The sequence below is a fragment of the Nocardioides guangzhouensis genome, from assembly GCF_004519545.1.
In the GTDB taxonomy this organism is placed as follows: Bacteria; Actinomycetota; Actinomycetes; order Propionibacteriales; family Nocardioidaceae; genus Nocardioides; species Nocardioides guangzhouensis.
This window is the reverse complement of record NZ_SDKM01000012.1, coordinates 43,570-67,426: the sequence shown is the minus strand read 5'-3', so window position 1 is coordinate 67,426 and position 23,857 is coordinate 43,570. Positions and strand designations below refer to the sequence as shown.

Below are 23,857 nucleotides of genomic sequence, written 5' to 3'. Positions count from 1 at the left end.
GGCTCAGTCCCGCGCGTCCGCCATCGACCGCAGGATCCGGGCGGTGCCGTCGTCGGCGGGGATGAAGGTCTCGATCGCGATCTCGTCCAGGGTGACGTCGCGGGGAGAGCCGAAGACGGTGGCCGCGTAGAGCAGGGCCAGTCAGCTGCAGCGGCACGACGAGGTCCTGGTCGGCCGGGGGCGGTGGCGGGGCCACCGGGTCGGGGGCGCCGTACCCCTCGAGCTCGGCCAGCAGCTCGCCGAGCCCGTCCGCGGCGGTGCGCTCGAGCTGTCGGCGTACCCGCCGCAGCACGTGGGCCCGCCACTGGTCGAGGTTGCGCACCTGGGGGGCGAGTCCGTCCGGGTGCAGGGTGGCGCGGAGGATGTTGACGGGCATGCGGCCGAGCTCGTCCGGCAGGCCGTCCAGGAAGGCCAGCATCGCGTCGTTGGCAGCCAGCAGGTCCCAGCACCCGTTGACCGCGACCGCCGGGTTGGGCTCCATCCCCCGGAGCACCGCGTGGACCGCGTCGTGGGCCGCGCCGAGGTCGGTGAACGCGCGCTCGGGGTGGGCCGGTGCGAAGCCGGCGGCGAGGTACCAGCGGTTGCGCTCGCGCAGCGGCACGTCGAGCTCGTCGGAGATCCGCTCGATCATCTCCCGGCTCGGCCGCGCGCGGCCGGTCTCGATGTAGCTCAGGTGCCGCGCCGACACGTCGGCAGCCAGGGACACGTCCAGCTGGGAGCGGCGGCGTCGCTCGCGCCAGCGCTTCACCAGCATCCCGACCGTCTCCTCCGGGGTCGCCGCGATCGCAGTCATGGGCGCAACGATGGCGCCGACGCGTCGCCGGGCAATGACCTCCGAGGTCATTGCGCGTCATCGGGGCCGACGTCACAGTGGTCGTCGCCGCACCGACCACGGGCGGCAGATCCCAACCACACAAGGAGATCCGCCATGACCGAAGCCACCACCACCAGCCCGGCGACGACCGCCAGGGACGCCGTCGAGCGATACGTCGAGTTCTGGAACACGGGGGCTGCCGACGCCCAGCAGCGTCTCGCCCCCGAGACGTTCGCCGACGGCGTCAGCTCCCACGTTCCGCTCGGCGTCATGCGCGGGGTCGACGAGCTGATCGGTTTCCGGAACGAGTTCGCCCAGCGCACGCCCGACTACGTGTTCCGGGCCCGGACCGAGCCGGACACCCACCACGACCGGGCCCGGCTCCAGTGGGAGCTGGTGGCCGGTGGCGCGACGTTCGCCACGGGGACCGACGTGCTCGAGCTCGACGCCGCCGGTCGCATCGCCTCCGTCACGGGCTTCCTCGACCAGGCCCCGGAGGGCTTCGACCCCGACGCGCACCACTGAGGGGTGGGCTAGGTCGGCTGGACCACGACCTTGCCGAGCGCACGGCCCTCGCCGACCCGGGCGAGGGCCGCCGGCGTCTCCCCGAGCGGGAAGACCCGGTCGATATGGATCCGGACGTCCCCGGAGAGGACCAGCTCGGCGAGCGGCGCGAAGTGGTCCGGGCCCTGCCTCACGACGAGCACGCCGATCGAGCGCCCGGTGAGCGCTCCCACCACCGAGCCGGCGGTGAGCACCCGCAGCAGGGAACGCACCGACCCGCCCACGCAGCGGTACCGGCCGCCGCGGGCCAGTGCCCGCCGGTAGGCGAAGACCGAGCGGTGCGCGACCAGGTCCAGGATCAAGTCGTACGGCGCGTGCGTGCGCGTGAAGTCCTCGGCCCGGTAGTCGATCACCTCGTGGGCGCCGACCGACCGCATGAAGTCCAGCTTGGCGGCGTTGTCCACCGCGGTCACGTGGGCGCCGTGTCGCCGGGCGAGCTGGATGGCGAAGGACCCCGACCCTCCCCCGGCGCCGTTGACCAGCAGTCGGCTGCCCGGCGTCACGGGCTCGGTGCCGCGCAGTGCGATCGCACCGGACTGCGGGATCGTCGACGCCTCGGCGAAGGTCAGCCCGGCCGGCTTGGGCGCCAGCGCGGACTCGGGCGCGATCGCGAGCTCCGCGAACCCGCCCATCAGCGCCAGGTTGTCGCCGTACACCTCGTCGCCGGGGCGGAACCGGGTCACCCCCTCGCCCACCGCATCGACCACGCCGGCAATGTCCGAGCCGAGCGTCCGGTGCGCCGGCGTCCGCAGTCCGCCGATGCGCGCGTACCCCGGCCGGCCGGTCAGTCCCTCCCAGTCGCTGAGGTTGACCGACGTCGCCGCGACCCGCACCCGCACCTGCCCGGCGCCCGGCACCGGAACCGGGACCTCCTCGACCCGCAGCACGTCCGGCGCGCCGTACCGGTCGCGGACGACGGCCCTCATCGGCGCCGTCGTGGGGCAGCCGGGTGGGTCATGGCCGCAAGGTAGCAACCCCGTACCTGACAGGGGGCACGCCCGGAGCCGTCCCACCCTGCCCGCTGGCACAGGCGTCGACCGTCGACGGCCTGTCCCACGCCGCTGCTCACGGGTTCGTCAGCACGACCGGCTACCTGCTCGACGGCGGCACTGGCCCGTTCGTCGGCCTGCACCTGCCCGGCTCGTGAGCAACCCTCCGTTCCGGGATGCAACCTATTGCAGGTCACCGCGGGTCGATGTCCAGCCACCAATGCGGAAAGGCAAGGTCGAGCCGCTGGCTGCTTCGGACACCAGCCCAGGTGACGCTCCCGTCGGGCTGGCTGCGGTAGATGCCTCGGGCCGCCGCCACGACGCGGTCGAACTGGGTGGGCCACTCGATCTCGGCTGCGATGGCCTCGAGGACGTCACGGTCCCGCTCGAGCACACGGTCGACGATCGACGTAGCGGGCAAGGAATGTCGTTTGTCGCCGTTGCACCGTCGACAGGCCAGCACGAGATTGGCGAGGCCGTCGATGCCCAGCAGGGACCACGGCAGGACGTGGTCGACGGGGTTGTCCACCGCCAAGGGCAGGTCGCAGTAGAAGCATCGGGCACCAAAGGCATCCTTGAAAGGCTCGCGCACCGAGGCCAACGAGATCCGTTCCCGGCCGAACAGGTGGCCCGCCACGTCGGGAACGTCCTCGTCCAGGAAGCGGTTCATGCGGCGGACATCCTCGACCCACATGATCTCCAGCGCTGGCTTCAGCAGCCCGGCGAGACGTGCGAGTCCAGTGGCTACGCCAGGGCCGAGCACGATCGAGTCACCATGAGCCCGGAGGGTGCTGCGCGAGACGTGGTCGTGCAGGAAGGAGTCCTCAAACAGGAAACAGTCACTGACCGTTGCTCCCGGCAGTCGCTGCAAGCGCTGCAGGGGTTGTTGGGCCAGGCAGAGCGTGACCTCGTCCAGCGCCTTCTCGTACACGGTCGGCGCACGCGTGGCAGCCACGGCGAGGGACGCTCCTCCAGTCCCGATGCCGGCCGCGGCACGAAGTTCCATCGCCGCCCGCGGGATCCGCGCCCGGGCCTGCGTGGACTGCCGAAGCTCCTTGCCGGCGAACGGCCTCACCTGACGCCAGTAGAGCTCCAGGACCCGCTGGGCCAGGTCGGGGATCGGAACCTCGACGGACGCGTCGGGATCGTCCGGAACGTGCTCGATGGCGTAGTCGATCAGCGCCATCAAGGAGCCCAACTTGTACGTCGCGGTCCGGAGTCCCGTCTCCAGGATCGCGACAACCCGCTGCCCCAGGAGAAGGGGTTCCAGTCGGCTCTCGGACATCACCGGCAGTATCGCCGATGCTCGCGTCGTACGAGGTCAGGATTCGCCGAGCAGCGCGTCGACGTTCGGCAGGTCCTGGAACCCCGTGAACGTGCCGGCGTCGGCGATCTCGCGGGCCGCGGACAGGAAGCCGCCCCAGGCGGTGCGGGCGAGGGTGCCACCGACGCTGATCCGGCGTACCCCGAGCGCGGCCGACTCGGCGACCGTCGTGAACGGCGCGTTGACCAGCAGGTTGACCGGCTTCGGTGCCACCGCCTCGACGATCGCGGTGACCTGCGCGGGCGTGTCGATCCGGGGCGCGTAGAGGCAGTCGGCGCCGGCGTCGGCGTAGGCGCGGAGCCGACGGATGGTCTCGTCGAGGTCGGGACGGCCCCGCACGAAGCCCTCGGAGCGGCCGGTGAGGAGCACGCCGGTGCCGCTCGCGTCGATCGCCTCCCGGGCGGCGGCGATCCGCTCGACGGACAGCGCGAACGCGTACAGCGGGTCGGCGTCGTCGCCGGACGCGTCCTCGACCGACAGCCCGGCGACGCCGGTCTCCACGGCACGCGCGACGTTGGCCGCGACGTCTGCTGGCGCCACCGCGTACCCGCCCTCGAAGTCGGCGTTCACCGGCACCGAGACGGCCCCGGCGACCTCCCGCAGGTGGGCGAGGGCCTCGTCGAGGGTGACCTGCGTGTCCGGGCGCCCGAGCGTCCAGGCCAAGCCGGCGCTGGTGGTGGCCAGGGCCGGGAACCCGAGCCGCTCCAGCGCCCGCGCGCTCCCCACGTCCCAGGGGTTCGGCATCACGAAGCACCCCGACGCGTGGAGGCGGTGGAAGGTGGCGGTCCGGTCGTTGTTCTGGTTCACGTCGAGCCTCCTGGTCGGTCCGGGGTACGGCGCGCGTAGAGGTCGCGCAGGACGCCGATCTCACCGCCGTGGTGCATGGTCTCGCGGGAGACGTGCAGGACCAGGCCGGCCAGCGGGTCGTCGGCGTAGGGCCCTCCCGCCGGGCCGAGCGGCGCGAGCAGGTGCAGGTCGTCGATTCCGGCGACCCCGTCGCGCCACCGACCCCAGACCTCGTGCAGCAGCGCGATCGCGTCGCGGGCCGACCCGGGGATCGGCGACACGAAGCGCGGGTCGTACATCGGCCGGTCCGGCTCGGAGGCCCCGAACAACGCGTTGGTGCGGGCACCGATGTTCGCGGCGCCGATGTGGGCCAGCCGCCAGCCGATGGTGGTGACTGGCGGCGGGTCGGGTTCGGGCTCCGGCCAGGAGCCCTGCATCTCCCATCCGTCCGGCCCCTCGACGAGGGACCAGCAGTCCGGGACGGGCTCCCAGAAGTACTCCTCGTCGGTCAGGCCCTCGAGCCGCGGGAACAGGTGCGCGTTCAGGTAGAAGTCCAGCTGGTCGAGCAACAACGCTCCCCAGACGCCCATGACCTCATGGTAGGCGGGCTCGTCCGCGGCGAGCCTGCCTACCAGCCGTCCGCCCCGGTCCATGTCACATCCTCGGCCCGGCCGGTGTCTTCATGGCAGCGACGACCTTCCAACCCGTCCGCACCGCCACCGACACAGGAGGAACCATGGAACACACGACCCGCATCCCCCCGGCCGAGATCACCGGCGTCAAGGGGGCGCTGATCAAGCGGATGATCGAGAGGAAGCTGGGCAAGGTGCCGACGGCGGTGGGCGTGTACTGGCACAACCCCAAGGTGCTGTTCGCCAGCTTCGGCCTCGGCGGCAAGCTGCAGAAGTGGGACGCCTGCGACGAGGGCCTGAAGTCGTTCGCCCACATGGCGGTCGCGTCACTGGTCGGGTGCACGTGGTGCCTGGACTTCAACTACTTCGAGGCCCGCAACAAGGGACTCGACGTGGAGAAGGCGCGCGAGATCCCGCGGTGGCGGGATGCCGACGTCTTCACGCCGCTGGAGCGGGACGTCCTGGACTATGCCGAGGCGATGAGCCAGACCCCGCCGACCGTGACTGACGACCTGGTGGCCCGGTTGCGCGAAGAGCTCGGACCTGCCGCCGTGGTCGAGCTCACCTCGGTCATCGCGTTCGCCAACATGAGCACGCGCGGCAACGTGGCGCTCGGCATCGAGTCCGACGGCTTCGCCGCCGCGTGCGGCCTGAAGCCCCTGGCCGAGCGACCCGGAGTGGCGTCGGCGTCATGAGCGAGGACCCGTTCGTCGCTCATCGAAGCCTCAGCCTTCGCTGGGCGTCGGGCCGCCGGGATCAGCCGGTGGGCTTGCGCGAGATCCGGTAGTCCAGGGTCAGGAACGGGAAACCGAACACCCAGAACGCGTGCTCGGCACGCAGCGTGCCGTCGTCGACGTACACGTCGAGCTGCTCCTCGAAGCCGTGCACGGCCAGCGCGGTCAGCTCGTCCGCGTGGGTGTCGATGTAGGTGAGGTAGTGCCCGGACTGGTCGTCGTCGGCGCGACTGGTCAGCCTCAGCCCGCCGTCCGGTCGGCCCTGCGGCAGGAGGGTCGCGGTGAAGCTGCCCTCCGGGACCGGGAACCCGACGCTCACGTAGCCGCGGCCGTCGTGGGCGTAGGTGGTGTAGATCCCGGTCATGATCGGCTCGTCGTCGTCCGCGAACGACCGGATCCAGCCCCGCACCGACACCGTGCCGTCGACGCCGGTGATGGTGTCGATGCGGCTGCGGATGCCGCGCTGCGCCTCGCGCTGGTTCATCGGCAGGCTGGCCTGCCCCAGTGGCCGCGCGACCAGGGTGCGGTAGAGGAGGTAGCCCGGCCGCACCCACATCCGCCACTCCGGCTCGATGTCGAGGGCGAAACGGGTGGTGTGCTCGTAGAACTCCCGCACCAGCGGGTGGACCGACGCCGGGTCGAGGTCCGGCCCGGCCAGCGGGTCGAGCGAGGCCACGATCCCGGTGTCCTGCGCGTCGGGGGTGTGCACGGCGCCCAGCTCGGCAGCCAGGTCGCGGACGTAGCCGGTGCCGACGTACCTCGTCCGGGCCGGGCGGGGCACCACGAACGGCAGGTCCGCGGCGCTGACCCGGTCCGCGAGCAGGCTGACCTGGGCATCCCGGAAGACCAGCGCGGACAGGGCGCGGTAGGCCAGGACGGTGCTGCTCGCCACCGTCGCCCCCGGGGCGTCCCTGCCCGCGAGCGCCTGCCCGACGGCCAGCCCCACGAGCGGTCCCATCGCCACCTTCTGCGGCCGCACCCCCATCGCCCCGACGAGCGCGCCCGTGCCGACGCCGATCGCCCGTTGGCTCGCGCCGGCCTTCCCGGCGGTCCACCCGAGCGGCGCGGCCAGCGCGGTGCTCACCGCGATCCGCTGCCACAGCGGCGGGATCTCGCCCTCCCGCTGGACGGCGCGGGCCACCGCCTCCGAGGCACCCAGGGCGATGGCGCCGCCGAGGGCCGCGCGAGCCGCCGTACCGACGCCCCGGTGGGCGGCCAGGGACGCGCCGGCGACCCCGCCGATGGCCGCGGCGAAGCCGACGGAGCCGGTCGTGGAGTCGCTGGTGCCCACGCCCGCGACCCTAGCCGGTACGCCGCGTGCCGGCGCGCCGGTTCCGTCCGCGTCCGCTCATCGGGCGCGGCTCAGAGGAACTGCTCCAGGAAGGCCCGGGAGTAGGCCGTGTCGACGCGCTGGTAGCCGGACGTCGCATTGCAGGTCAGCGAGTTCACGAACGACGAGTCCCCGGCGACGTACCGGCCGAGGAACACCGGGCCGCCGGAGTCACCGAAGCAGGACCCGCCGCCCGCCTTGGAGTCGCGGTCGTTGATCTGGAACGTGACCACCTCGGACTGCACGTTCTTGAGGTACGACGTGGTGAACCGACGCTCGGTGACCACGATCTGCTGCTTCTTCTCCCCGATGTCGACGCCGTAGCCGACCAGCGTGAACGTCTCGTTCTTGAGCGCGCCCTGGTTGGCGTCGAGGGTGCCGACCGGCAGCAGCGGCGCCGGCGTGATCCCCGGCCACTTGGTCGTGGCGGGCGCGTCCAGCACCACGACGCCCTGGTCGTGCTGCTTGGAGATGCTCAGCGCGCCGTCCCATGCAGGGTCCGGGTGCGCCGTGCCGGTGATGTAGCTGGCGGCCCGGGCCGCGCTCTCCGCCGGCGGGATGCCGGGGGCCAGCGGGTCGAGGGGCAGGTCGGTGTTGAAGGAGACGTAGACGTTGGTCGCCGGGCTGGCGCCGGTGTCCCCGGTGCAATGGCCCGCGGTGAGCACCACCGTCGGCGCGATCAGCGTGCCGGAGCAGCGGAACCGTCCGTCCTGGGTGGTGAACCGGATGACGCCGACGTTGGTGTGCACCTCGTCGCGCTGCCCTCCCCCGGTGATCGCTGTTGCCGGCTGCGTGGCGCTCAGGACGCCGGCCAGCAGCAGCAACCCGCCACACACCGTGGCCAGACGACCGACCCGAATCCGCCTCATGGACCTCTCCCTCCGTAGGTGTCTCCACCGAGCATGGTCACTCCGCGTCACGCCCGGCACCACCCCAGTCTTCGCCGACCGGGCCGTAGGGCCCTGTGCGTGCGGCTCGCGATCTGCTGGGGTGAGCCCATGCGGACGATCGGCAACATCCTGTGGTTCGTGCTCGCCGGGCTCTGGCTGGCCATCGGCTATGCGGTCGCGGGGTTGCTCGCGTTCGTGCTCATCGTGACCATCCCCTTCGGCATCGCCTCGTTCCGGCTGGCCGCGTACGTCATCTGGCCGTTCGGACGGACCACGACCTGGCGCCGGAGCGCCGGCATCTGGTCGGCGATCGGGAACGTCGTCTGGGTCATCTTCTTCGGGTGGTGGCTGGCCCTCGGCCACCTGGTCACCGGGCTGCTGCTGATGGTCACGATCATCGGCATCCCGTTCGGGGTGGCCTGCTGGAAGATGATCCCGCTCTCGCTGACGCCGCTCGGGCGCGAGATCGTGCCGATCTCCGCGGTGGACCGGGACCCCTATGGACTCCCCACCTGACGCTCGACCGGACGCGGCACGCGACCCGGCCGATGGCTGCCGGGTGAGCCTGCTTGCCCCGCACCCGCGCCGTACGGCGGTGCTGGTCGAGCACAGCTCGCCGCCGCGCCTGCCGACGGTCCGGCTGGACGACGAGGAGCCGACCCTGCCCGAGATCCTGGCCGCCGCCGGCCATGTCGTCGCCCCGTCCGCGACCGTGCTGAGGCAGGTTGTGACGTCCCCCCGCCAGGCCCAGGACGAGCTGCTGCTGGAGCTCGAGGCCGTCGCCACCGACCCGCCGTCCGGCTGGACCTGGCTGGACCTCGACGGGGACGCGATCGCCCGGCTGGAGCCGGAGACGTCCCGCGCCGCCGTGACCTCGTGGGCCCGTGAGCGCGACGAGGGCTGGGCGCCGTCGCGGCCGGCGTACTCGCGCCCCGGGTGGTTCGCGGAGGCGTCGGCGTGGATGGTGGACCGGATGGCGGCGTACGGGCACCCGGCGCTGGCGCCGCCGCACCAGCACCACCTGTGGGACGTCTCGGTGGTGCTGCGGGCGTCGTCGGCGGAGGGCGACCTCTACCTCAAGTGCAGCAACGACCGGTTCCGGCACGAAGCGGTCGTGACCCTGGCCCTCGCCGAGCGGATGCCGGGACTAGCTCCCGACGTGGTCGCCGTCGACGCGGACCGCGGCTGGCTGCTGATGCACGACCTCGGCGCACCCGAGCTCGGCGAGCAGGACCATGCGCTGTGGCCCGCCGGGATCGCCGCGCACGCGAGCATCCAGCGGACGTGGCTCGACCGCACCGACGAGCTGGTCGGGCTCGGGTTGTCGGTGCGCTCGCTGGCCGACCTGGCCGCGGACGTCGGGCGGATGACCCGGGACGTCGGGCTGCTCGCGCGGATGGCGCCCGAGCTGCGCACGGCCTGGTTGGCGACCGCGTCGGACCTGGTCACCGCGTGCCGGCGTCTCGACCTCCTCGGACCCGGCCCGACCCTGGTCCACGGCGACCTCCACCCGTGGAACGTCACGTCCGGCCCGGACGGCACGCGGGTCTTCGACTGGACCGACGCCGCCGTCTCGCACCCCTGCGTCGACCTGGCGACGTACGTGTTCCGGACCGAGGACGTGGCGGTACGCCGGCAGCTGGTCGACGCCTACGTCGACGCCTGGTCCGGCGTGGCGCCCGAGGAGACGCTGCGCGAGGCGGCTGCCCTCGGCCTCGTGGTGGGCGCGCTCTACCAGGTGCAGACCTACCGCTCCCTCCTCCCGGCGCTTCCCCGGGACGGCGCGGACGCCGGGCTGACCGGCGCCGACGTCGACTGGGTCGACCGCAGCGTCACCCGGTACCGGCTCGGCCTCGACGCCCCTCGCTGAGGCACCTCGGCGCTGTCCGGCGGCGCTGTCCGGCGGCGCTGTCACAGGGGCGCTGTCACACAGGCGGGCCGGGCGGTGTCTCCATGGCATGACCACGACCGAGGGCACGACCACGACGACGGGAGCAGACATGACGGACAGCGCACGTGTCCCCACCACGCCGATCACCGGCGTCTACGGCGGGCTGCTGAAGATGGTGATGAAGAAGATGGTCGGCGGCGTGCCCGAGTCGGCCGGGGTGATGTGGAACAACCCGCGGGTCTTCAAGGACATGATGGGCATCGGCCGCAAGGCCGAGAAGTGGTCGGAGCTCGACCCCGGTCTCGGCTCGCTGGCCGGCATGGCTGCGGCCGCCGAGATCGGTTGCAGCGCCTGCCTCGACCTCGGCTACTTCCTGGCGCACGACAAGGGGCTCGACGAGGCGAAGGCCCGCGAGGTGCCGCGGTGGCGGACGTCCGAGGCCTTCACGCCGCTGGAGCGGCGGGTCACGGAGTACGCCGTGGCGATGTGCCGGCTGCCGGTCGGCGTCACCGACGAGATGTCGGCCGCGCTGCTGGCGGACCTGGGGGCTCCGGCGCTGCTGGAGCTGACCGCCCGGGTGGGCTTCATGAACATGAGCGCCCGCAGCAACATCGCGCTCGGCATCCGGTCGCAGGAGTTCGCCGCGGCCTGCGGCCTGGAGCCGCGGGCGAGCCCGGACGCAGCCGCACCGGCCTGACGACACCGCGGCCCGTCGGTACCGTTCCTGGCAGGAGCCGAGATCCGAGACGAGGGAGACGACATGGACCTGTTCGAGATCGACGAGACCAGGCGGATGAGCCGCGAAGAGGCCGCCGCACGGCTGCACGCGCTCGCCGACGCGCTGGCGCGCAACAACACGGTCGAGTTCGAGCGTGACGGCCGGCGGATCACCGTCCGGGTCCCCGACGAGGTCGATCTGAAGATCGAGGTCGAGGTCGGCGACGAGAACGAGCTCGAGGTCGAGCTGACCTGGTGACCGACGAGGGTGCGTCTCACGTGAGAGACGTGCCCCGGGTCACCGGCGCCGGCTCAGCCGGTCCATCTCCTTGCTGATCTGACCCTCGGTCGGGACGTCGTCGCCGTACGCGTCCCACGCGTTGGCGACCACGCCGATGCCCCACCCGACGATCGGGAAGATCGGCCAGAAGAAGCCCGCTCCCGTCATCGCCCAGATGGCGAGCAGGAAGGCGTTCACCATCACGTAGATCGTCAGGTGGATGTGGAAGTCCCGCTTCTTCTTGAGCCGCCGCACGGCTCGCTCGCGCAGCTCCTCACGCTGCGGTGTCTCGATGCTCATCGCTGTCCTCCCAGCAGACGGCTCAGGTGCCAGCAGCCGAACGGACACCCGCCGTCCCACCTTCAGGCTCGCCCCCGGCGGCCCGCACCGACACGGCCGGAGGTCCCCCGGAACGCCCGCGGTGGTCCCGATCAGGGCCGCCGTACCCACTGTGCGTCGGCCGCCGGCACCCAGGCGTCCTCGGGCAGCGCCGTCCAGCGTTCCTCCGCCGCCAGGTCGACCATGACGGCGTCCAGCGCTGCCAGGCCCGGGTGGTTCGCGTCGCGGTGGTGGACGACGGCCCACGGGTACACCGGCACCGGGTCCACCAGCGGACGGACAACGGCACCCGGCACCTCCGGGCACTCGCTCATGGTGAGGATCGGGAGGCCGTGCGACCGGAGGTGCCGCGCCGTCTCCGCGGTGCCGACGACGTGCGGGTGCGGAGGCGAGGGGCGCGCGCCGTGGTCGGCGAGCAGCGAGGCCGCGAGGTCCACCCACTCCGGAGCCACGTCGTTGCCCGAGCTCGCGTCGATCTCGACGCCGTCCAGCTCCGCCATCGGCACCTCGGCGAGGTCGGCCAGGGGGTGGTCGTCGCTCATCAGCAGCGCCAGCGGCTCCCACCGCACCAGCCTCCGGGTCAGCTCCGCCGGGAACGGCGCGCCCAACCCCTCGGTCCGGCCGAAGGCGACCTCCACCCGACCCGCGAGCAGCTGCGTGAGCGCGGCCCCCATGCCGCCGCCGTACCGCACGGTGAGCTCGAGCTGGGGCGCTGCCATGCGCGCCTCGTCGACGATCCGCGCCGCCGTCAGCCCCTCGCCGATCACGTCGACCAGCAGCGGCCGGGCCTCCCCGCTCAGGTCCTGCAGCGCCGCGTCGTTGAGCTCGAGCAGGGACCGGGCGTGCACGAGGAGCCGCTCGCCGTCGGGGGTCAGCGTCACCTGACGGGTGCTGCGCACGAACAGCCGCGCGCCCACCTGCGTCTCGAGCCGGCGGATGTCGCGGCTCAACGCCTGCTGCGCGACGTAGAGGCGGTTGGCCGCGCGGGTGAAGTGCAGCTCCTCGGCGACGGCGACGAAGGCACGCAGGAGGCGAAGATCGAGCTCGGCCCGCACGCGGGTCACCCTACTCAGCAGGGTCCTCCGGCCGGCGCCGAGTCGTCACGCGTTCCGGTTGTGAATCCGGCCCGAACAGGTGTTGGACCCGGCCCGGCGTCGGGCCGGATCGTGCTGTGCCATGACGCACGTCGCCACCCCACCCGACACCCCCGCGGTCGCCCCGCCGACAGGCGGCAGCGCGCGGACGCCGTACCGGGTGCGTGCGCCGCGGGCGCTGGCCGCACTGGTGCTGGCGAACGCCGTGTCGCTGAGCGGGAACGTCGTGATGACGGTGGCGATCCCGTGGCTGGTGCTGACCACGAGCGGCAGCGCGGCCCTGGCCGGTGCGGTGACGTTCGCCGGGGCCGCCGGCGCCACGGTCGGGGGCCTGGCCGCCGGTCGGGTGGTCGACCTGCTCGGCGCGGTCCGCGCCGGCGCGGTGTCGGACCTGATCAGCGCGCTGGCGGTCGTGCCGGTCCCGGTCCTGCTCGCGTTCGACGCACTCGAGGTCCGGCACCTGGTCCTGCTGGTCGTCCTCGGCACGGTCGCGGACGCGGCCGGCGCCGCCGCCCGGCACAGCCTGGTCCCGGCGGCCGCGGACGCGGGTCGGTTCCCGCGGGAACGTGCCAACGCGATGTTCACGTCGGCCGAGCACGCGGGCTACCTGCTCGGTGCTCCACTGGCCGGCGTCCTGATCGCGACGGTCGGGGTCGGCGGCGCGCTGCTGGTCACCGTGGCCGCCTTCGGGTTCGCCGCGCTGGTGCTCGCGCGCCTCCACGAGCGGCCGGCGCCCCGCGAGGCCGCCGCGCCCGCGGTGCCGGCCGGGCTGCGGGAGACCGCCGCGTTCATCCGGCGCGACCCGGCCCTGCGTGCCTTGTTCCTGTTCCCGACCGTCGCGGTGCTGCTGGTCGGGCCGCTGGCGCCGCTGCTGCTGCCGGTGCTGGCCCGGGAGGCGTTCGGCGACCCGGTGGTGCTCGGTCTGATGATCGCAAGCTACGGCGTAGGTGGGCTGCTCGGCGCGGCCTTGTTCGGGACCCTCGGCGCACGGGTCCCCCGGCGCCGGCTGTACGTCGGCGTCTTCGTGGTGCTGCCGACCACGTTCGCCGTGATCGCCCTGCTCCCGCTGCTGCCGGTCACGCTCGCGATGCTGCTGGCCCTCGGCGCCGCCGCCGGCTCGCTGGTCCCGCTCCAGGCCACCATCCGCCAGGAACGCTCCCCCGCGCACCTGCTGCCCCGCGTCGTCGGGCTGAGCACCGCGAGCATCCCGGTCGCCGCACCGATCGGCGTCCTCGGCGCCGGTCTCCTCATCGACAGCCTCGGCCTGCACCGCACCCTGCTGCTGATGACCGCCGGCGCCGCGCTGATCGGCGTGGCCGCGTTCGCGAGCCGGGGCGTGCGCCTGTTCGATGCCCGGCCTGACGCAGCCTGCACCGAGCCGGCGCCTGCGCCGTGAACGGGCTCAGCGCCCGCCCGTGAGGTCGCCGTACAGACCCGTCGTCATGGACGGCCAGAACAGAGCCGGCACCACGACCACGACGATCGCGAAGACCAACAGGCCGAGCCAGGGTCGGCCCTTCCACACGTGCAGGACTCCCCCGCCGAGGACGGCGCCGGGGACGACGAACGGGAGCGACGTCGGCAGCTGGTGGGCACACCAGGCAACCACGGCGGCGTACAGCACGATGCCGGTCACCCGGACCCGCAGGCCACGAGCCAGTGCCTGGCCACGGGAGGTGCGGGCGGTGCGCTGGTGGCGGACCACGTCGCGCATCGGCAGGTGGCACGAGAGGCAGCCGGACGACGCGACGACCTGTCCCTTGCACAGCGGACAGATCAGGTCGGGCACTCCCGAGCGGCTCTCGACGGACACGCCCGGAAGGCTACGGACGAATGGCCCTCGTGGCAGGAGAATCCGCGAACACCGGCAGCAGGCAGCCGGGTAGGAGGGAGCGCCCGCATGCGCCAGCAAGGTGATCGGACCGACCGCAGGTCGACGCGCGGTGTAGGGGCGTCGCTAGCGGTCGCGACCCTGTTCCTCGCCGTGCTCGTCGGTCTGGTCGAGCTCGGCCCGGCGCCGTGGCCGGTGCTCGTCTGGTACGGCGTGCTGAGCGCGGCGGCGTTCGTGATGTACCGCGCGGACAAGGTCGCGGCCGGGAAGGGCTCGTGGCGGACGCCCGAAGCCAACCTGCACGGGATCGACCTGCTGGGCGGCTGGCCCGGTGGGCTGGTCGCGCGGCAGCTGTTCCGGCACAAGACCCGCAAGCAGCCGTTCCGGACGGCGTTCTGGCTGACCGTCGTCGCGAACCTGGTGGCGCTCGCCTACCTGGTGCTCGAGGTCTGGGGCGGTTGAGCCCGGCGCCCCGCCGGCAACGATGAGACGATGCCGGACATGACGCGCACCTCTCCCGAGGCCAGCAGCCTCCCGGTCAGCGACACCGAGGCGCACATCGAGCTGAACGAGGCGTACGCCGCGCACAACTACCACCCGTTGCGGGTGGTGCTGTCCTCCGGCGAGGGCGCCTGGGTGACCGACGTCGAGGGGCGGCGCTACCTCGACTGCCTGGCCGGGTACAGCGCGCTGAACTTCGGGCACGGGCACCCGCGCCTGGTGGCCCGCGCGCAGGAGCAGCTGGGCCGGCTGACGCTGACCTCGCGGGCGTTCTACAACGACCAGCTCGGGCCGTTCGCGCGGGACCTCGCCCAGCTGACCGGCAAGGAGATGGTGCTGCCGATGAACTCCGGCGCCGAGGCCGTCGAGACCGCGATCAAGGTGGCCCGCAAGTGGGGGTACCTCGTCAAGGGCGTCCCGGAGAACCGGGCCACGATCGTGGCGATGGAGGGCAACTTCCACGGCCGCACCACCACCATCGTGTCGTTCTCGACGGACGCGGTCGCGACCGCCCACTACGCGCCGTACACGCCGGGGTTCCGGCTCGTGCCGTACGGCGACGCGGCCGCGCTGGAGGCCGCCGTCGACGAGACGACGGTCGCGGTCCTGCTGGAGCCGATCCAGGGGGAGGGCGGCGTGATCATCCCGCCGGAGGGCTACCTCCAGCAGGTGCGCACGCTGTGCAACTCGGCCGGCGTCCTGATGGTGGCCGACGAGATCCAGTCCGGGCTCGCGCGCACCGGGCGGACCTTCGCCTGCAGCCACGAGGAGGTCGTGCCCGACGTCTACGTGCTCGGCAAGGCGCTCGGCGGCGGGATCTACCCGGTGTCGGCGATCGCGGCCGACGGCGACGTGCTCGAGGTGATCACGCCGGGCTCGCACGGTTCGACGTTCGGCGGGAACCCGCTGGCCGCCGCCATCGGCCGCGAGGTGGTCGCGATGCTCGAGACCGGCGAGTACCAGGAGTGCGCCCGCACCCTCGGTGACCGGCTCGCCGCCGGCCTCGGCGAGCTGGTCGGCAACGGCGTCGACGCGGTCCGGACGCGCGGGCTGTGGGCCGGCGTCGACATCAGCCCCGAGCTGTCCACCGGGCGCCGGGTCTGCGAGGACCTGCTCGACCACGGCGTCCTCGCCAAGGAGGCACACGGGCAGACCGTCCGCCTGGCGCCGCCGCTGGTCGCCTCCGAAGACGACATCGACCTCCTGGTCCGGGCGCTCGGCGAGGTCTGCGCCGGCTGAGGCCCCGGTGGCCGTGTCCTTGCGCGGGACGTCACTTCACAGTCGCCCGGACGGCCACAGCGCACGACGTTGCGCGCTGGCCCTTGACTTGGAGCGCACTCCAGGTCGGAGACTGGTCGGATGGCCCTGACCATCGCCCAGGCCGCGGAGCGCAGCGGCCTCACCAAGGACACCCTGCGCTACTACGAACGGGACGGGCTGATGCTCGCCGCCGTGGACCGTACGGCGACCGGTCACCGGCGCTACACCGAGCGCGACCTGACCTGGATCGAGCTGATCACCCGGCTGCGCGCGACCGGCATGCCGATCCGCGACGTACGCCGGTACGCCGAGCTGGTGCGGCACGGCGACGGGAACGAGCAGGAGCGGCTCGACCTGCTGCGCTCCCACCGCCAGCAGGTGCTCGCCCAGCTCGCAGAGGTCCAGGAGCACCTCGGCGCGATCGACCGGAAGATCGGGATCTACGTCGACAAGCTCGAGAGCCAGGGCATCGCGGTCAGCGCCTGACGGCGTACCCCCCTTGACCTGGAGCGCACTCCAACTGGTTGCGTGGTTGCCATGACCACACGCATCGGAACCAGGACCCTGGGGACGACCTCCCCGCTCACCGTGTCGACCCTCGGCCTCGGCTGCATGGGGATGTCGGAGTTCTACGGCACCTCCGACGAGCAGCAGGGCATCGACACCATCCACCGCGCGCTCGACCTGGGCGTGACCTTCCTCGACACCGCCGACATGTACGGCCCGTTCACCAACGAGCAGCTGGTCGGCAAGGCGATCAAGGGCCGCCGTGACGAGGTGCAGCTGGCCACCAAGTTCGGCAACGAGCGCAACCCCGACGGCAGCTGGGTCGGCATCAACGGCTCGCCGGACTACGTCCGCAAGGCCGCCGACGCCAGCCTCCAGCGGCTCGGGGTCGACCACCTCGACCTCTACTACCAGCACCGCGTCGACAAGACCGTCCCGATCGAGGAGACCGTCGGCGCCATGAAGGAGCTCGTCGAGGCCGGCAAGGTGCGCCACCTCGGGCTCAGCGAGGCCGGCGCCGGGACGATCCGCCGGGCGCACGCCGTCCACCCGATCACCGCGCTGCAGTCGGAGTACTCCCTGTTCACCCGCGACCTCGAGGACGAGATCCTCGGGACCATCCGCGAGCTCGGGATCGGGCTGGTGCCCTACTCGCCCCTCGGCCGCGGCATGCTCACCGGCACCATCACCCGGGACGCCGGCGCGGACGGCGCGGACGACTCCCGACGCAACGGCCGCTTCCCGCGGTTCACCGGCGACGCCTTCGACACCAACCTGGCCCTGGTCGAGAAGATCCGTGAGGTCGCGACCCAGAAGGGCTGCACCCCCGGTCAGCTCGCGCTCGCCTGGGTGGTCGCGCAGGGCGACGACGTGGCGCCGATCCCCGGCACCAAGCGCGTCCGCTACCTCGAGGAGAACGTCGGCGCGCTCGACGTGAAGGTCACCGACGAGGACCTGGCCGCGTTGGAGCAGGCAGTGCCGCGCGACGCGGTCGCCGGCGACCGGTACGCCGACATGGGGTCGATCGACCGCTAGGGAGGCGCGTCCCGACCACTCGAGCCCTGGCCGATCGGGGCGACCACCCGGGTGTGGGCACGCCAGCCCAGGTGCAGCAGCTCCAGGCCCGCGGGCGTCGTCTCGTGGGTCAGTGCCGACCAGGACGTCGACCGCGGCCGCTGCACCAGCGCCACGGAGTCGGCGTACGGCGCGAGCGGGCGCTCCCACACCGCGTCGGGGCCGATCTCGGCGAACGGGCTGGTGTCGGTGTGCCGCAGCACCAGCCCGACGCCCTCCCGGCGTACCTCGAGCCGGGCGCTGGCCTGCTCCCACGTCCCGATCATCTGATCGGCGACCGGGGCCGGGCCGGTGCCCGGCTCGAGCGTGTCCGGGGCGCCGACGCCGACGTCGGCCAACAGCTCGGTGAGCAGGTCCTGGTGCAGCAGATCCGGCGCGCCGCCGTTGGTGAGCAGGACGGTCGCGAGGCCGATGTCCGGGAACAGCCGGAGGTACGCCGACTGGCCGATCGTGTTGCCGTTGTGGCCGTGCACCGGCGTACCGCCCCAGACGCCGAGCGCCCAGCCGAGGCCCCAGGCGTTCGCGTCCTCGGCACCGGCGTGGTCGACCCGCTGCACCTGGAGTGCGGTCATCGCGGCCCGGCTGCCGTCGCCGAGGATCCCGCCGCGGAGGTGGGCGGCCGCGAACGCGAGCTGGTCGCTTACCGACGAGATGATCATCCCGGCCGGCCCGCAGGAGCGGGGCAGAGCCCAGACCGGTGCGGGCTGCCAGCGGCCGTCGTCGTCCTCGACGTGCCCGAGCGCGGCCCGGAACCGGAGCACCTCCTCGGGCAGCGTGACCGTCGCGGCCAGGCCCAGCGGTTCCACCACCCGCTCGCGCAGCGCGGCGTCCCAGGTGGTGCCGAGCAGGTGCTCGGCGATCCGGCCGGCGACCGCGAAGCCGGCGTTGTTGTAGGACCAGGCGGCGCCGGGCGGGAAGAGCTGGCGGTTGACGACCAGCCCGTCGACGTACCGCTGGAGGCAGTCGTCGCCGCGTCCGGTGTCGACGAACGTGTCGCCGTCGAAGCCGGAGGTGTGCGCGAGCAGGTGGCGCGGGGTGATGCCGGCGCTCGCGGTGGCGTCGGCGACGCGGAACTCCGGCAGCACCTCCCGGACCGGCACGTCGAGGTCGACCCGCCCCTCGTCGACCAGGGTCATCAGCAGGGTCGTGGTCCACACCTTGGTGACCGACCCGACCTGGAAGAGCGAGTCGGGGGTGGCGGTGACGCCGGTGCCGAGGTGGAGCACGCCGGTGGCGAGCTCGAGGCGGTCGTCCGGGACGTCGCCGCGGCCCAGCCGGAGCACGCCGAACGCAGCCCCCGGCACGGCGTGCTCCCGTGCCAGCGTGTCGAGACGGTCCTGCCAGTGCCCGGGATCCAGGTGCGCCATGGGGCGATGGTGCCCTGTTGTGTCTCCGCGTGGGGTGACCGGTCAGGGAAATTGATGCCCGGGCGGGGAAAGCATTCCGTGCCCGGGCAGCATTTCCCCGGACGCCCGGGGAATTGCTGCGGGCCACCGTCTAGCGTGCGGCCATGGTGACCTGGCAGCTGACCATCGACTGCACGAACCCGACCCGGCTGGCGCACTTCTGGGCGGCGGCGCTCGGCTACGAGATCCAGCCGCCGCCGGAGGGGTTCGCGACGATGAACGACTACTACCGTTCGCTCGGCGTCGCCGACGACGAGCTCGACCAGGTCGGTGACGGGACCGACCGGATCTTCGACCCGGCCGGCGAGGGGCCGAAGATCTGGTTCCAGGCGGTGCCCGACACGAAGAGCGGCAAGAACCGGCTGCACCTCGACCTCTACCCCACCAACCGCGACCGCGACCTGCCGCTCGCCGAGCGCACCCGGATCGTGGACGCGCGGGTGGCGGAGCTCGAGGCGCTGGGGGCGACCGTGTGGCGGCGGTGGCCGGAGGACTTCGAGGAGAAGCTGGACGAGCAGTTCTACTTCGTCACGATGCGCGACCCGGAGGGCAACGAGTTCTGCGTGGCCTGAGGGGCCGGACCCGGGCTCAGGACGCCGCGTCGAACGCCGGGATCGGGGTCTGCCAGGCGGCCGGCGGCAGGCTCTCCGGGGTGGGGAAGTCACCGGCCCAGTAGCCGTTGTGCGCGTGCACGCGGCCCGCGGTGACGCCCGCCTCCTGCTCGACGGCGATCGTCGCGGCCATGGTGTCCACCTCCCTTCCTCGGCTGTCTGTTGATGTCTGTGTCGACTGCCGGGCCTCGAGAACTCATCGGTCCCGACACCACCGATCCTGCGCCGACCCGCCCCCGAGCGCATCAGGGAGACCACTGGTGCCACCCCGGTGGTCCCCCGGAGGTCGGAGTCAGCGCGTCCCCACCCGCCCCACGAATGATCGCGATTCTCGATAGTTCACAGGATTCACCGGCCGACCGGTGAATCGTGCGCCCATGACGATCCTCGGGCGGTGGACCGCCGCGCTGGTCATGCTCCTGCTCGCGACCGCGTGCGGCGGCGCCGCGGACGACGACAGAGAGGCGGACGATCCGGCGCCCAGCCCGACCGCGGTGCCGAGCCCCGCGGCGTACTCGCTCCCCGGCCGGTGCACCGGCCAGGGCGGCACCGGCGAGGTCGCGTTCCTCCCGGGCGGCGACGGCAGCTGGCTGTCGACCGCCTCCTTCGGCGAGGGCGACACCGCGGCCGTGTTCGTGCACCAGACCGGCATCACCGGCCTGTGCGGGTGGGTGCCGTACGCCGAGTGGGCCGGCAGGCAGGGCATCCGCGCGGTGCTGGTGGACGTGTGCGGCTTCGGCCGGTCGCAGTGCAGCGACGTGCTCGCCGATGACCCGGCAGCACAGATGGCGCTGGCCGTCGACCACGCCCGGCAGCAGGGCGCGACGACCGTCGTCCTCGTCGGCGCCTCGATGGGCGGTGCCCTCGTCGCCGGTGCGGGCGAGCAGGCCGGGGCGGACGCGCTGGTCGACATCTCCGGGCCGACCGACTGGGAGGGCGTGCCGTCCGTCGAGCGGGCGGTGCCCGCGATCACCGTGCCCGCACGGCTGGTGTTCGCGAGGGCGGACGGACCCGAGCACTGGCGGCGGGCGAGGGCCGCGGCCCGCGGGACCGACGTGGAGTTCGTCGACGTGCCCGGCGCCGGCCACGGCTACACGATCGTCACCGACGGCTCCCTGGTCGACGCGACGATCACCGGCCCTGGCAAGGACCTGCTGGCCTGGGTCAGACAGCAGAGCGCAGCCCGCTGAGGCAGGAGCGCATCATCCGGTCGTGGTTCCACACCAGCACCGGCCGGGCCAGCCGGGAGGCCAGCCCGAGCAGCCGTCCGCTGACGTCCACGTCCTGCTCGAAGTGCAGCCGGGTCCCGGCGCCGTGCGGAGAGATGCGGTAGCGCGCGTGCCCGACCAGGTCGCCGTCGATCCCCGTCTCCAGCAGGTCGTCGTGACGGTGCACCGCGTGCAGGTGCAGCTCGAGGTCGTAGGGAAGCGCCGACCGGCACACCACCAGCGCGTCGTCGTCCGAGAGCCTGGCGACCGCCCGCACCTCGCGCCACCAGCGCGGGTACCGCTCGAGGTCAACCAGCACGTCCCGCACCCGGCGCGGCTCGGCGGCCACCGTCCACTCCTCGCGGAAGGAGTACCCGCGGATTGCCGGTGCGTGCGTGACAGGTCGAGGCTCTCGTGGGGCGGGGATCACATGGCCATCATGGCGCGGCGCACCTACGCTGACGCCATGGCAGCCCCGCAGTCCCAGCTCGTCACCTGCACCGTCTCCGACGGCATCGCCCACGTCCGGCTGAACCGCCCCGACAAGCTCAACGGCCTCACCCTGCAGACCCTCGACGAGCTCGTGGCGACCGCCCGCATCCTCCGCGGCGACCGCACCCTGCGCGCGGTGGTGCTCTCCGGCGAGGGCTCCTCGTTCTGCGCCGGGCTCGACTTCGGCACCGTCCTCGAGCAGCCGGCGAACATCGTGAAGGCGTTCGTGCCGCGGCCGTGGCGCGGCACGAACACGTTCCAGGAGGCCTGCTGGGCATGGCGCCGGCTGCCGGTCCCGGTGATCGCCGCCGTCCACGGCCACTGCTTCGGCGGCGGCGTCCAGATCGCGCTGGCCGCGGACTTCCGGTTCGCCACCCCCGACTCCGAGTGGTCGGTGCTCGAGGCACGCTGGGGCCTGATCCCGGACATGAGCGGCATCCAGTCGCTCAAGGAGCTGGTCGGCATCGACACCGCCAAGCGACTCACGATGACCGGCACCCGGATCTCCGGCAAGGAGGCCGCGGACCTCGGGCTGGTCACCGAGCTGGCCGCCGACCCGGTCGCCGCGGCCGAGGAGTTCGCCCGCGAGATCGCCACCCGCTCCCCCGATTCGGTCGCTGCCGCGAAGCGGCTCTTCAACCGGAGCTGGACCTCCGGGCCGCGGGCCACGTTCGCCCGGGAGCGGCTCGAGCAGGCGTACCTGCTGTTCGCCGCCAACACCAAGGCCGCGCAGAAGGCGGCCTTCGCCAAGCGGGACGCGACGTTCGGACCACGCGGCCGCCGCTGACCCGGCACATCGAGTGCCGGCTCACCACCCACGAGCCAGGGTCTCCCGGCACATCTTGTGCCGACTCGGCGCGGGCGCACTAACGTGCCGTCCATGACCGACACCACCCTCATCGAGCGGGCCCGGGCCTGGGCCGCCGAGGATCCCGACGACCAGACCCGCGCCGAGCTCGAGGCGGTGATCGCCGCGACCGAGGCCGGCGACGCGAATGCGGCCGCGGACCTCGCCGACCGGTTCGCCGGCACCCTCGAGTTCGGCACCGCCGGCCTGCGCGGGGCGCTGGGTGCCGGCCCGAACCGGATGAACCGGGTGGTGGTGACCCGCGCCGCGGCCGGCCTCGCGGCGTACCTCCGCGACAACGGTGCGGCGTACGGCGCCGCCGTGGTGATCGGGTACGACGCCCGCTACAACTCCGACGTGTTCGCCCGTGACACCGCCGAGGTCATGACCGGCGCCGGGCTGCGTGCGCTGGTGATGCCGCGGCTGCTGCCGACACCGGTGCTGGCGTTCGCGATCCGCGAGCTCGGCTGCGTGGCCGGTGTGATGGTGACCGCGAGCCACAACCCGCCGCAGGACAACGGCTACAAGGTCTACCTCGGCGACGGCAGCCAGATCGTGCCCCCGGCCGACGCCGAGATCGCGGCCCGGATCGACGCGGTCGGAGCGCTGGCCGACGTACCCCGTGGTGACTCCGGCGAGGTCGTCGACGACTCGATCGTGGACGCCTACGTGCGCGCCGTGCTGACCGTCGCGCCGGACGGCCCACGAGACCTCGACCTCGTCTACACACCGCTGCACGGGGTCGGCAACGACGCCGTGCTCGAGGTGCTGGAGCGGGCCGGCTTCGCCGCCCCGCACGTCGTACCCGAGCAGCAGCAGCCCGACCCCGACTTCCCGACGGTGGTCTTCCCGAACCCGGAGGAGCCCGGCGCGATGGACCTGGCGATGAAGCTGGCCGACCAGGTCGGCGCCGACATCGTCGTGGCCAACGACCCCGACGCCGACCGGTGCGCGGCCGCGGTGCAGGGCCCGCACGGGTGGCGGATGCTGCGCGGCGACGAGGTGGGGGCGTTGCTCGGCGACCACCTGCTGCGCACCGGCAAGCAGGGCGTGTACGCCGCCTCGATCGTGTCGTCCTCCCTCCTCGGCACGCTGGCCGCGGCAGCCGGCCAGGAGTACGCCGAGACGCTCACCGGCTTCAAGTGGATCGGCCGCGTCGACGGGCTGGCGTTCGGCTACGAGGAGGCGCTCGGCTACTGCGTCGACCCGGCCCACGTGAAGGACAAGGACGGCGTCTCCGCGCTGCTGCTGCTCTGCGACGTCGCCGCGCGGGCCAAGGCCGAGGGCCGCACCCTGACCGACCTGCTCGACGACATCGCGGTCCGCCACGGCCTGCACGCGACCGACCAGCTCTCGGCGCGGGTCAGCGACCTGTCCGAGATCCCCGCGGCGATGGCCCGGCTGCGCGAGACCCCGCCGTCCTCGCTCGGCGGCCTCGCGGTGCTCGGCGTCGACGACCTGAGCCTGGGCTCGGCGGACCTGCCGCCGACCGACGGGCTGCGTTACCGGCTCGCGGACGGCGCGCGCGTGATCGTCCGACCGAGCGGCACCGAGCCGAAGGTGAAGTGCTACCTCGAGGTCGTCGTACCCGTCGAGCACCCGGCGCCCGGCCCCGACGGCACCGTCGACCCCGACGCCCAGCGGGACGCCGTGGACGCCGCCCGGATCGCCGCCTCCGGCCGCCTCGACGCCCTCCGCAACGACATCAAGGCCGCCGCCGGCATCTGACCGGATCC

General features: G+C 72.9%; 27 protein-coding genes and 1 pseudogene. 15 read left to right on the top strand and 13 right to left on the bottom strand.

Features of this window, described 5'->3' with window-relative positions:
- Positions 1-274: 274 nt before the first annotated feature.
- Positions 275-754, bottom strand: a pseudogene (locus tag EKO23_RS26115) (helix-turn-helix domain-containing protein); the annotation flags it as partial.
- A 174-nt stretch (positions 755-928) separates the two neighbouring features.
- Between EKO23_RS26115 and EKO23_RS09845 the strand changes: the two are divergent.
- A complete protein-coding gene (locus EKO23_RS09845) occupies positions 929-1,339 on the top strand; it encodes a nuclear transport factor 2 family protein (RefSeq protein ID WP_134716716.1) in 411 nt (136 codons plus the stop codon).
- Between the two features lie 8 nt (positions 1,340-1,347).
- Here EKO23_RS09845 and EKO23_RS09840 read toward each other — a convergent pair whose 3' ends face one another.
- The 4 genes from EKO23_RS09840 to EKO23_RS09825 all read right to left on the bottom strand — a co-directional run bounded on the left by EKO23_RS09840 (position 1,348) and on the right by EKO23_RS09825 (position 5,067).
- Complete coding sequence (locus EKO23_RS09840) at positions 1,348-2,304, bottom strand: NAD(P)-dependent alcohol dehydrogenase (RefSeq protein WP_134716714.1); 957 nt, start codon at positions 2,302-2,304, stop codon at positions 1,348-1,350.
- A 256-nt stretch (positions 2,305-2,560) separates the two neighbouring features.
- On the bottom strand, positions 2,561-3,553 hold the full coding sequence (locus EKO23_RS09835; RefSeq protein WP_217702557.1) for an HNH endonuclease: 993 nt from the start codon (positions 3,551-3,553) through the stop codon (positions 2,561-2,563).
- A gap of 135 nt (positions 3,554-3,688) precedes the next feature.
- Positions 3,689-4,498: an isocitrate lyase/PEP mutase family protein gene (locus EKO23_RS09830; RefSeq protein ID WP_134716710.1), complete on the bottom strand. Its 810-nt coding sequence runs from the start codon at positions 4,496-4,498 to the stop codon at positions 3,689-3,691.
- Entirely contained in the window at positions 4,495-5,067 is a 573-nt protein-coding gene (locus tag EKO23_RS09825; RefSeq protein ID WP_134716708.1) for a DinB family protein, read from the bottom strand. Before EKO23_RS09825 ends, EKO23_RS09830 begins: the two co-directional genes overlap by 4 nt.
- 146 nt (positions 5,068-5,213) lie before the next feature.
- Between EKO23_RS09825 and EKO23_RS09820 the strand changes: the two genes are divergently transcribed.
- Positions 5,214-5,804 carry a carboxymuconolactone decarboxylase family protein gene (locus EKO23_RS09820; protein WP_134716706.1) on the top strand — a complete coding sequence of 197 codons (591 nt, stop codon included), beginning with the start codon at positions 5,214-5,216 and terminating at the stop codon, positions 5,802-5,804.
- A 61-nt stretch (positions 5,805-5,865) separates the two neighbouring features.
- Here EKO23_RS09820 and EKO23_RS09815 read toward each other — a convergent pair whose 3' ends face one another.
- Together EKO23_RS09815 and EKO23_RS09810 are read right to left on the bottom strand one after the other, a co-directional pair.
- On the bottom strand, positions 5,866-7,134 hold the full coding sequence (locus EKO23_RS09815; protein WP_134716704.1) for a hypothetical protein: 1,269 nt from the start codon (positions 7,132-7,134) through the stop codon (positions 5,866-5,868).
- Positions 7,135-7,205: 71 nt separating this feature from the next.
- On the bottom strand, positions 7,206-8,042 hold the full coding sequence (locus EKO23_RS09810; RefSeq protein WP_134716702.1) for a trypsin-like serine protease: 837 nt from the start codon (positions 8,040-8,042) through the stop codon (positions 7,206-7,208).
- 129 nt (positions 8,043-8,171) lie between these two features.
- On the opposite strand from EKO23_RS09810, the gene EKO23_RS09805 reads away from it, so the two are divergent.
- From EKO23_RS09805 to EKO23_RS09790, 4 genes are all read left to right on the top strand, one after another.
- The gene (locus tag EKO23_RS09805) at positions 8,172-8,579 is read left to right on the top strand and encodes a YccF domain-containing protein (protein ID WP_134716700.1); all 408 of its coding nucleotides are present in this window, start codon (positions 8,172-8,174) and stop codon (positions 8,577-8,579) included.
- A gap of 43 nt (positions 8,580-8,622) precedes the next feature.
- Positions 8,623-9,933: a phosphotransferase family protein gene (locus tag EKO23_RS09800; RefSeq protein ID WP_134716698.1), complete on the top strand. Its 1,311-nt coding sequence runs from the start codon at positions 8,623-8,625 to the stop codon at positions 9,931-9,933.
- Between the two features lie 88 nt (positions 9,934-10,021).
- On the top strand, positions 10,022-10,651 hold the full coding sequence (locus EKO23_RS09795) for a carboxymuconolactone decarboxylase family protein (protein WP_217702556.1): 630 nt from the start codon (positions 10,022-10,024) through the stop codon (positions 10,649-10,651).
- Between the two features lie 63 nt (positions 10,652-10,714).
- Complete coding sequence (locus EKO23_RS09790; protein WP_134716696.1) at positions 10,715-10,930, top strand: amphi-Trp domain-containing protein; 216 nt, start codon at positions 10,715-10,717, stop codon at positions 10,928-10,930.
- A 39-nt stretch (positions 10,931-10,969) separates the two neighbouring features.
- On the opposite strand, the gene EKO23_RS09785 is transcribed toward EKO23_RS09790, so the two are convergent.
- Together EKO23_RS09785 and EKO23_RS09780 are read right to left on the bottom strand one after the other, a co-directional pair.
- A complete protein-coding gene (locus EKO23_RS09785) occupies positions 10,970-11,251 on the bottom strand; it encodes a 2TM domain-containing protein (RefSeq protein WP_134716694.1) in 282 nt (93 codons plus the stop codon).
- A gap of 131 nt (positions 11,252-11,382) precedes the next feature.
- Positions 11,383-12,354 (bottom strand): LysR family transcriptional regulator, encoded by a 972-nt coding sequence (locus tag EKO23_RS09780; RefSeq protein ID WP_246051004.1) that lies wholly within the window; start codon positions 12,352-12,354, stop codon positions 11,383-11,385.
- A 112-nt stretch (positions 12,355-12,466) separates the two neighbouring features.
- Between EKO23_RS09780 and EKO23_RS09775 the strand changes: the two genes are divergently transcribed.
- Positions 12,467-13,780 (top strand): MFS transporter, encoded by a 1,314-nt coding sequence (locus EKO23_RS09775; protein ID WP_134716690.1) that lies wholly within the window; start codon positions 12,467-12,469, stop codon positions 13,778-13,780.
- Between the two features lie 6 nt (positions 13,781-13,786).
- Here EKO23_RS09775 and EKO23_RS09770 read toward each other — a convergent pair whose 3' ends face one another.
- Positions 13,787-14,197 carry a hypothetical protein gene (locus EKO23_RS09770; protein WP_134716688.1) on the bottom strand — a complete coding sequence of 137 codons (411 nt, stop codon included), beginning with the start codon at positions 14,195-14,197 and terminating at the stop codon, positions 13,787-13,789.
- 171 nt (positions 14,198-14,368) lie between these two features.
- Here EKO23_RS09770 and EKO23_RS09765 point away from each other — a divergent pair, with 171 nt between their 5' ends.
- The 4 genes from EKO23_RS09765 (at position 14,369) to EKO23_RS09750 (ending at position 17,518) form a co-directional block, all read left to right on the top strand.
- Positions 14,369-14,677, top strand: a complete 309-nt coding sequence (locus EKO23_RS09765; protein ID WP_217702555.1) for a DUF1294 domain-containing protein — start codon at positions 14,369-14,371, stop codon at positions 14,675-14,677.
- Between the two features lie 39 nt (positions 14,678-14,716).
- Positions 14,717-15,955, top strand: a complete 1,239-nt coding sequence (gene rocD / locus EKO23_RS09760; protein ID WP_134716684.1) for an ornithine--oxo-acid transaminase — start codon at positions 14,717-14,719, stop codon at positions 15,953-15,955.
- A 120-nt stretch (positions 15,956-16,075) separates the two neighbouring features.
- Positions 16,076-16,462, top strand: coding sequence for a MerR family transcriptional regulator (locus EKO23_RS09755; RefSeq protein WP_134716682.1), 387 nt, complete (start codon positions 16,076-16,078; stop codon positions 16,460-16,462).
- Between the two features lie 51 nt (positions 16,463-16,513).
- Positions 16,514-17,518: an aldo/keto reductase gene (locus EKO23_RS09750; RefSeq protein ID WP_134716680.1), complete on the top strand. Its 1,005-nt coding sequence runs from the start codon at positions 16,514-16,516 to the stop codon at positions 17,516-17,518.
- On the opposite strand, the gene EKO23_RS09745 is transcribed toward EKO23_RS09750, so the two are convergent.
- A complete protein-coding gene (locus tag EKO23_RS09745) occupies positions 17,515-18,924 on the bottom strand; it encodes a serine hydrolase domain-containing protein (RefSeq protein ID WP_134716678.1) in 1,410 nt (469 codons plus the stop codon). The genes EKO23_RS09750 and EKO23_RS09745 overlap by 4 nt on opposite strands.
- A gap of 143 nt (positions 18,925-19,067) precedes the next feature.
- Between EKO23_RS09745 and EKO23_RS09740 the strand changes: the two genes are divergently transcribed.
- Positions 19,068-19,535 carry a VOC family protein gene (locus tag EKO23_RS09740; protein WP_134716676.1) on the top strand — a complete coding sequence of 156 codons (468 nt, stop codon included), beginning with the start codon at positions 19,068-19,070 and terminating at the stop codon, positions 19,533-19,535.
- Between the two features lie 16 nt (positions 19,536-19,551).
- On the opposite strand, the gene EKO23_RS25195 is transcribed toward EKO23_RS09740, so the two are convergent.
- Positions 19,552-19,707: a hypothetical protein gene (locus tag EKO23_RS25195; RefSeq protein WP_167880405.1), complete on the bottom strand. Its 156-nt coding sequence runs from the start codon at positions 19,705-19,707 to the stop codon at positions 19,552-19,554.
- Positions 19,708-19,951: 244 nt separating this feature from the next.
- Between EKO23_RS25195 and EKO23_RS09735 the strand changes: the two genes are divergently transcribed.
- Positions 19,952-20,764, top strand: a complete 813-nt coding sequence (locus EKO23_RS09735; RefSeq protein WP_134716673.1) for an alpha/beta hydrolase — start codon at positions 19,952-19,954, stop codon at positions 20,762-20,764.
- Here EKO23_RS09735 and EKO23_RS09730 read toward each other — a convergent pair.
- The gene (locus EKO23_RS09730; protein ID WP_246051003.1) at positions 20,739-21,131 is read right to left on the bottom strand and encodes an SRPBCC family protein; all 393 of its coding nucleotides are present in this window, start codon (positions 21,129-21,131) and stop codon (positions 20,739-20,741) included. The two genes, EKO23_RS09735 and EKO23_RS09730, sit on opposite strands and share 26 nt — an antisense overlap.
- A gap of 117 nt (positions 21,132-21,248) precedes the next feature.
- Between EKO23_RS09730 and EKO23_RS09725 the strand changes: the two genes are divergently transcribed.
- Both EKO23_RS09725 and EKO23_RS09720 read left to right on the top strand, forming a co-directional pair.
- Positions 21,249-22,061, top strand: a complete 813-nt coding sequence (locus EKO23_RS09725; RefSeq protein WP_134716671.1) for a crotonase/enoyl-CoA hydratase family protein — start codon at positions 21,249-21,251, stop codon at positions 22,059-22,061.
- A gap of 93 nt (positions 22,062-22,154) precedes the next feature.
- Entirely contained in the window at positions 22,155-23,849 is a 1,695-nt protein-coding gene (locus EKO23_RS09720) for a phospho-sugar mutase (RefSeq protein ID WP_134716668.1), read from the top strand.
- The last annotated feature ends 8 nt before the right edge of the window (positions 23,850-23,857 follow it).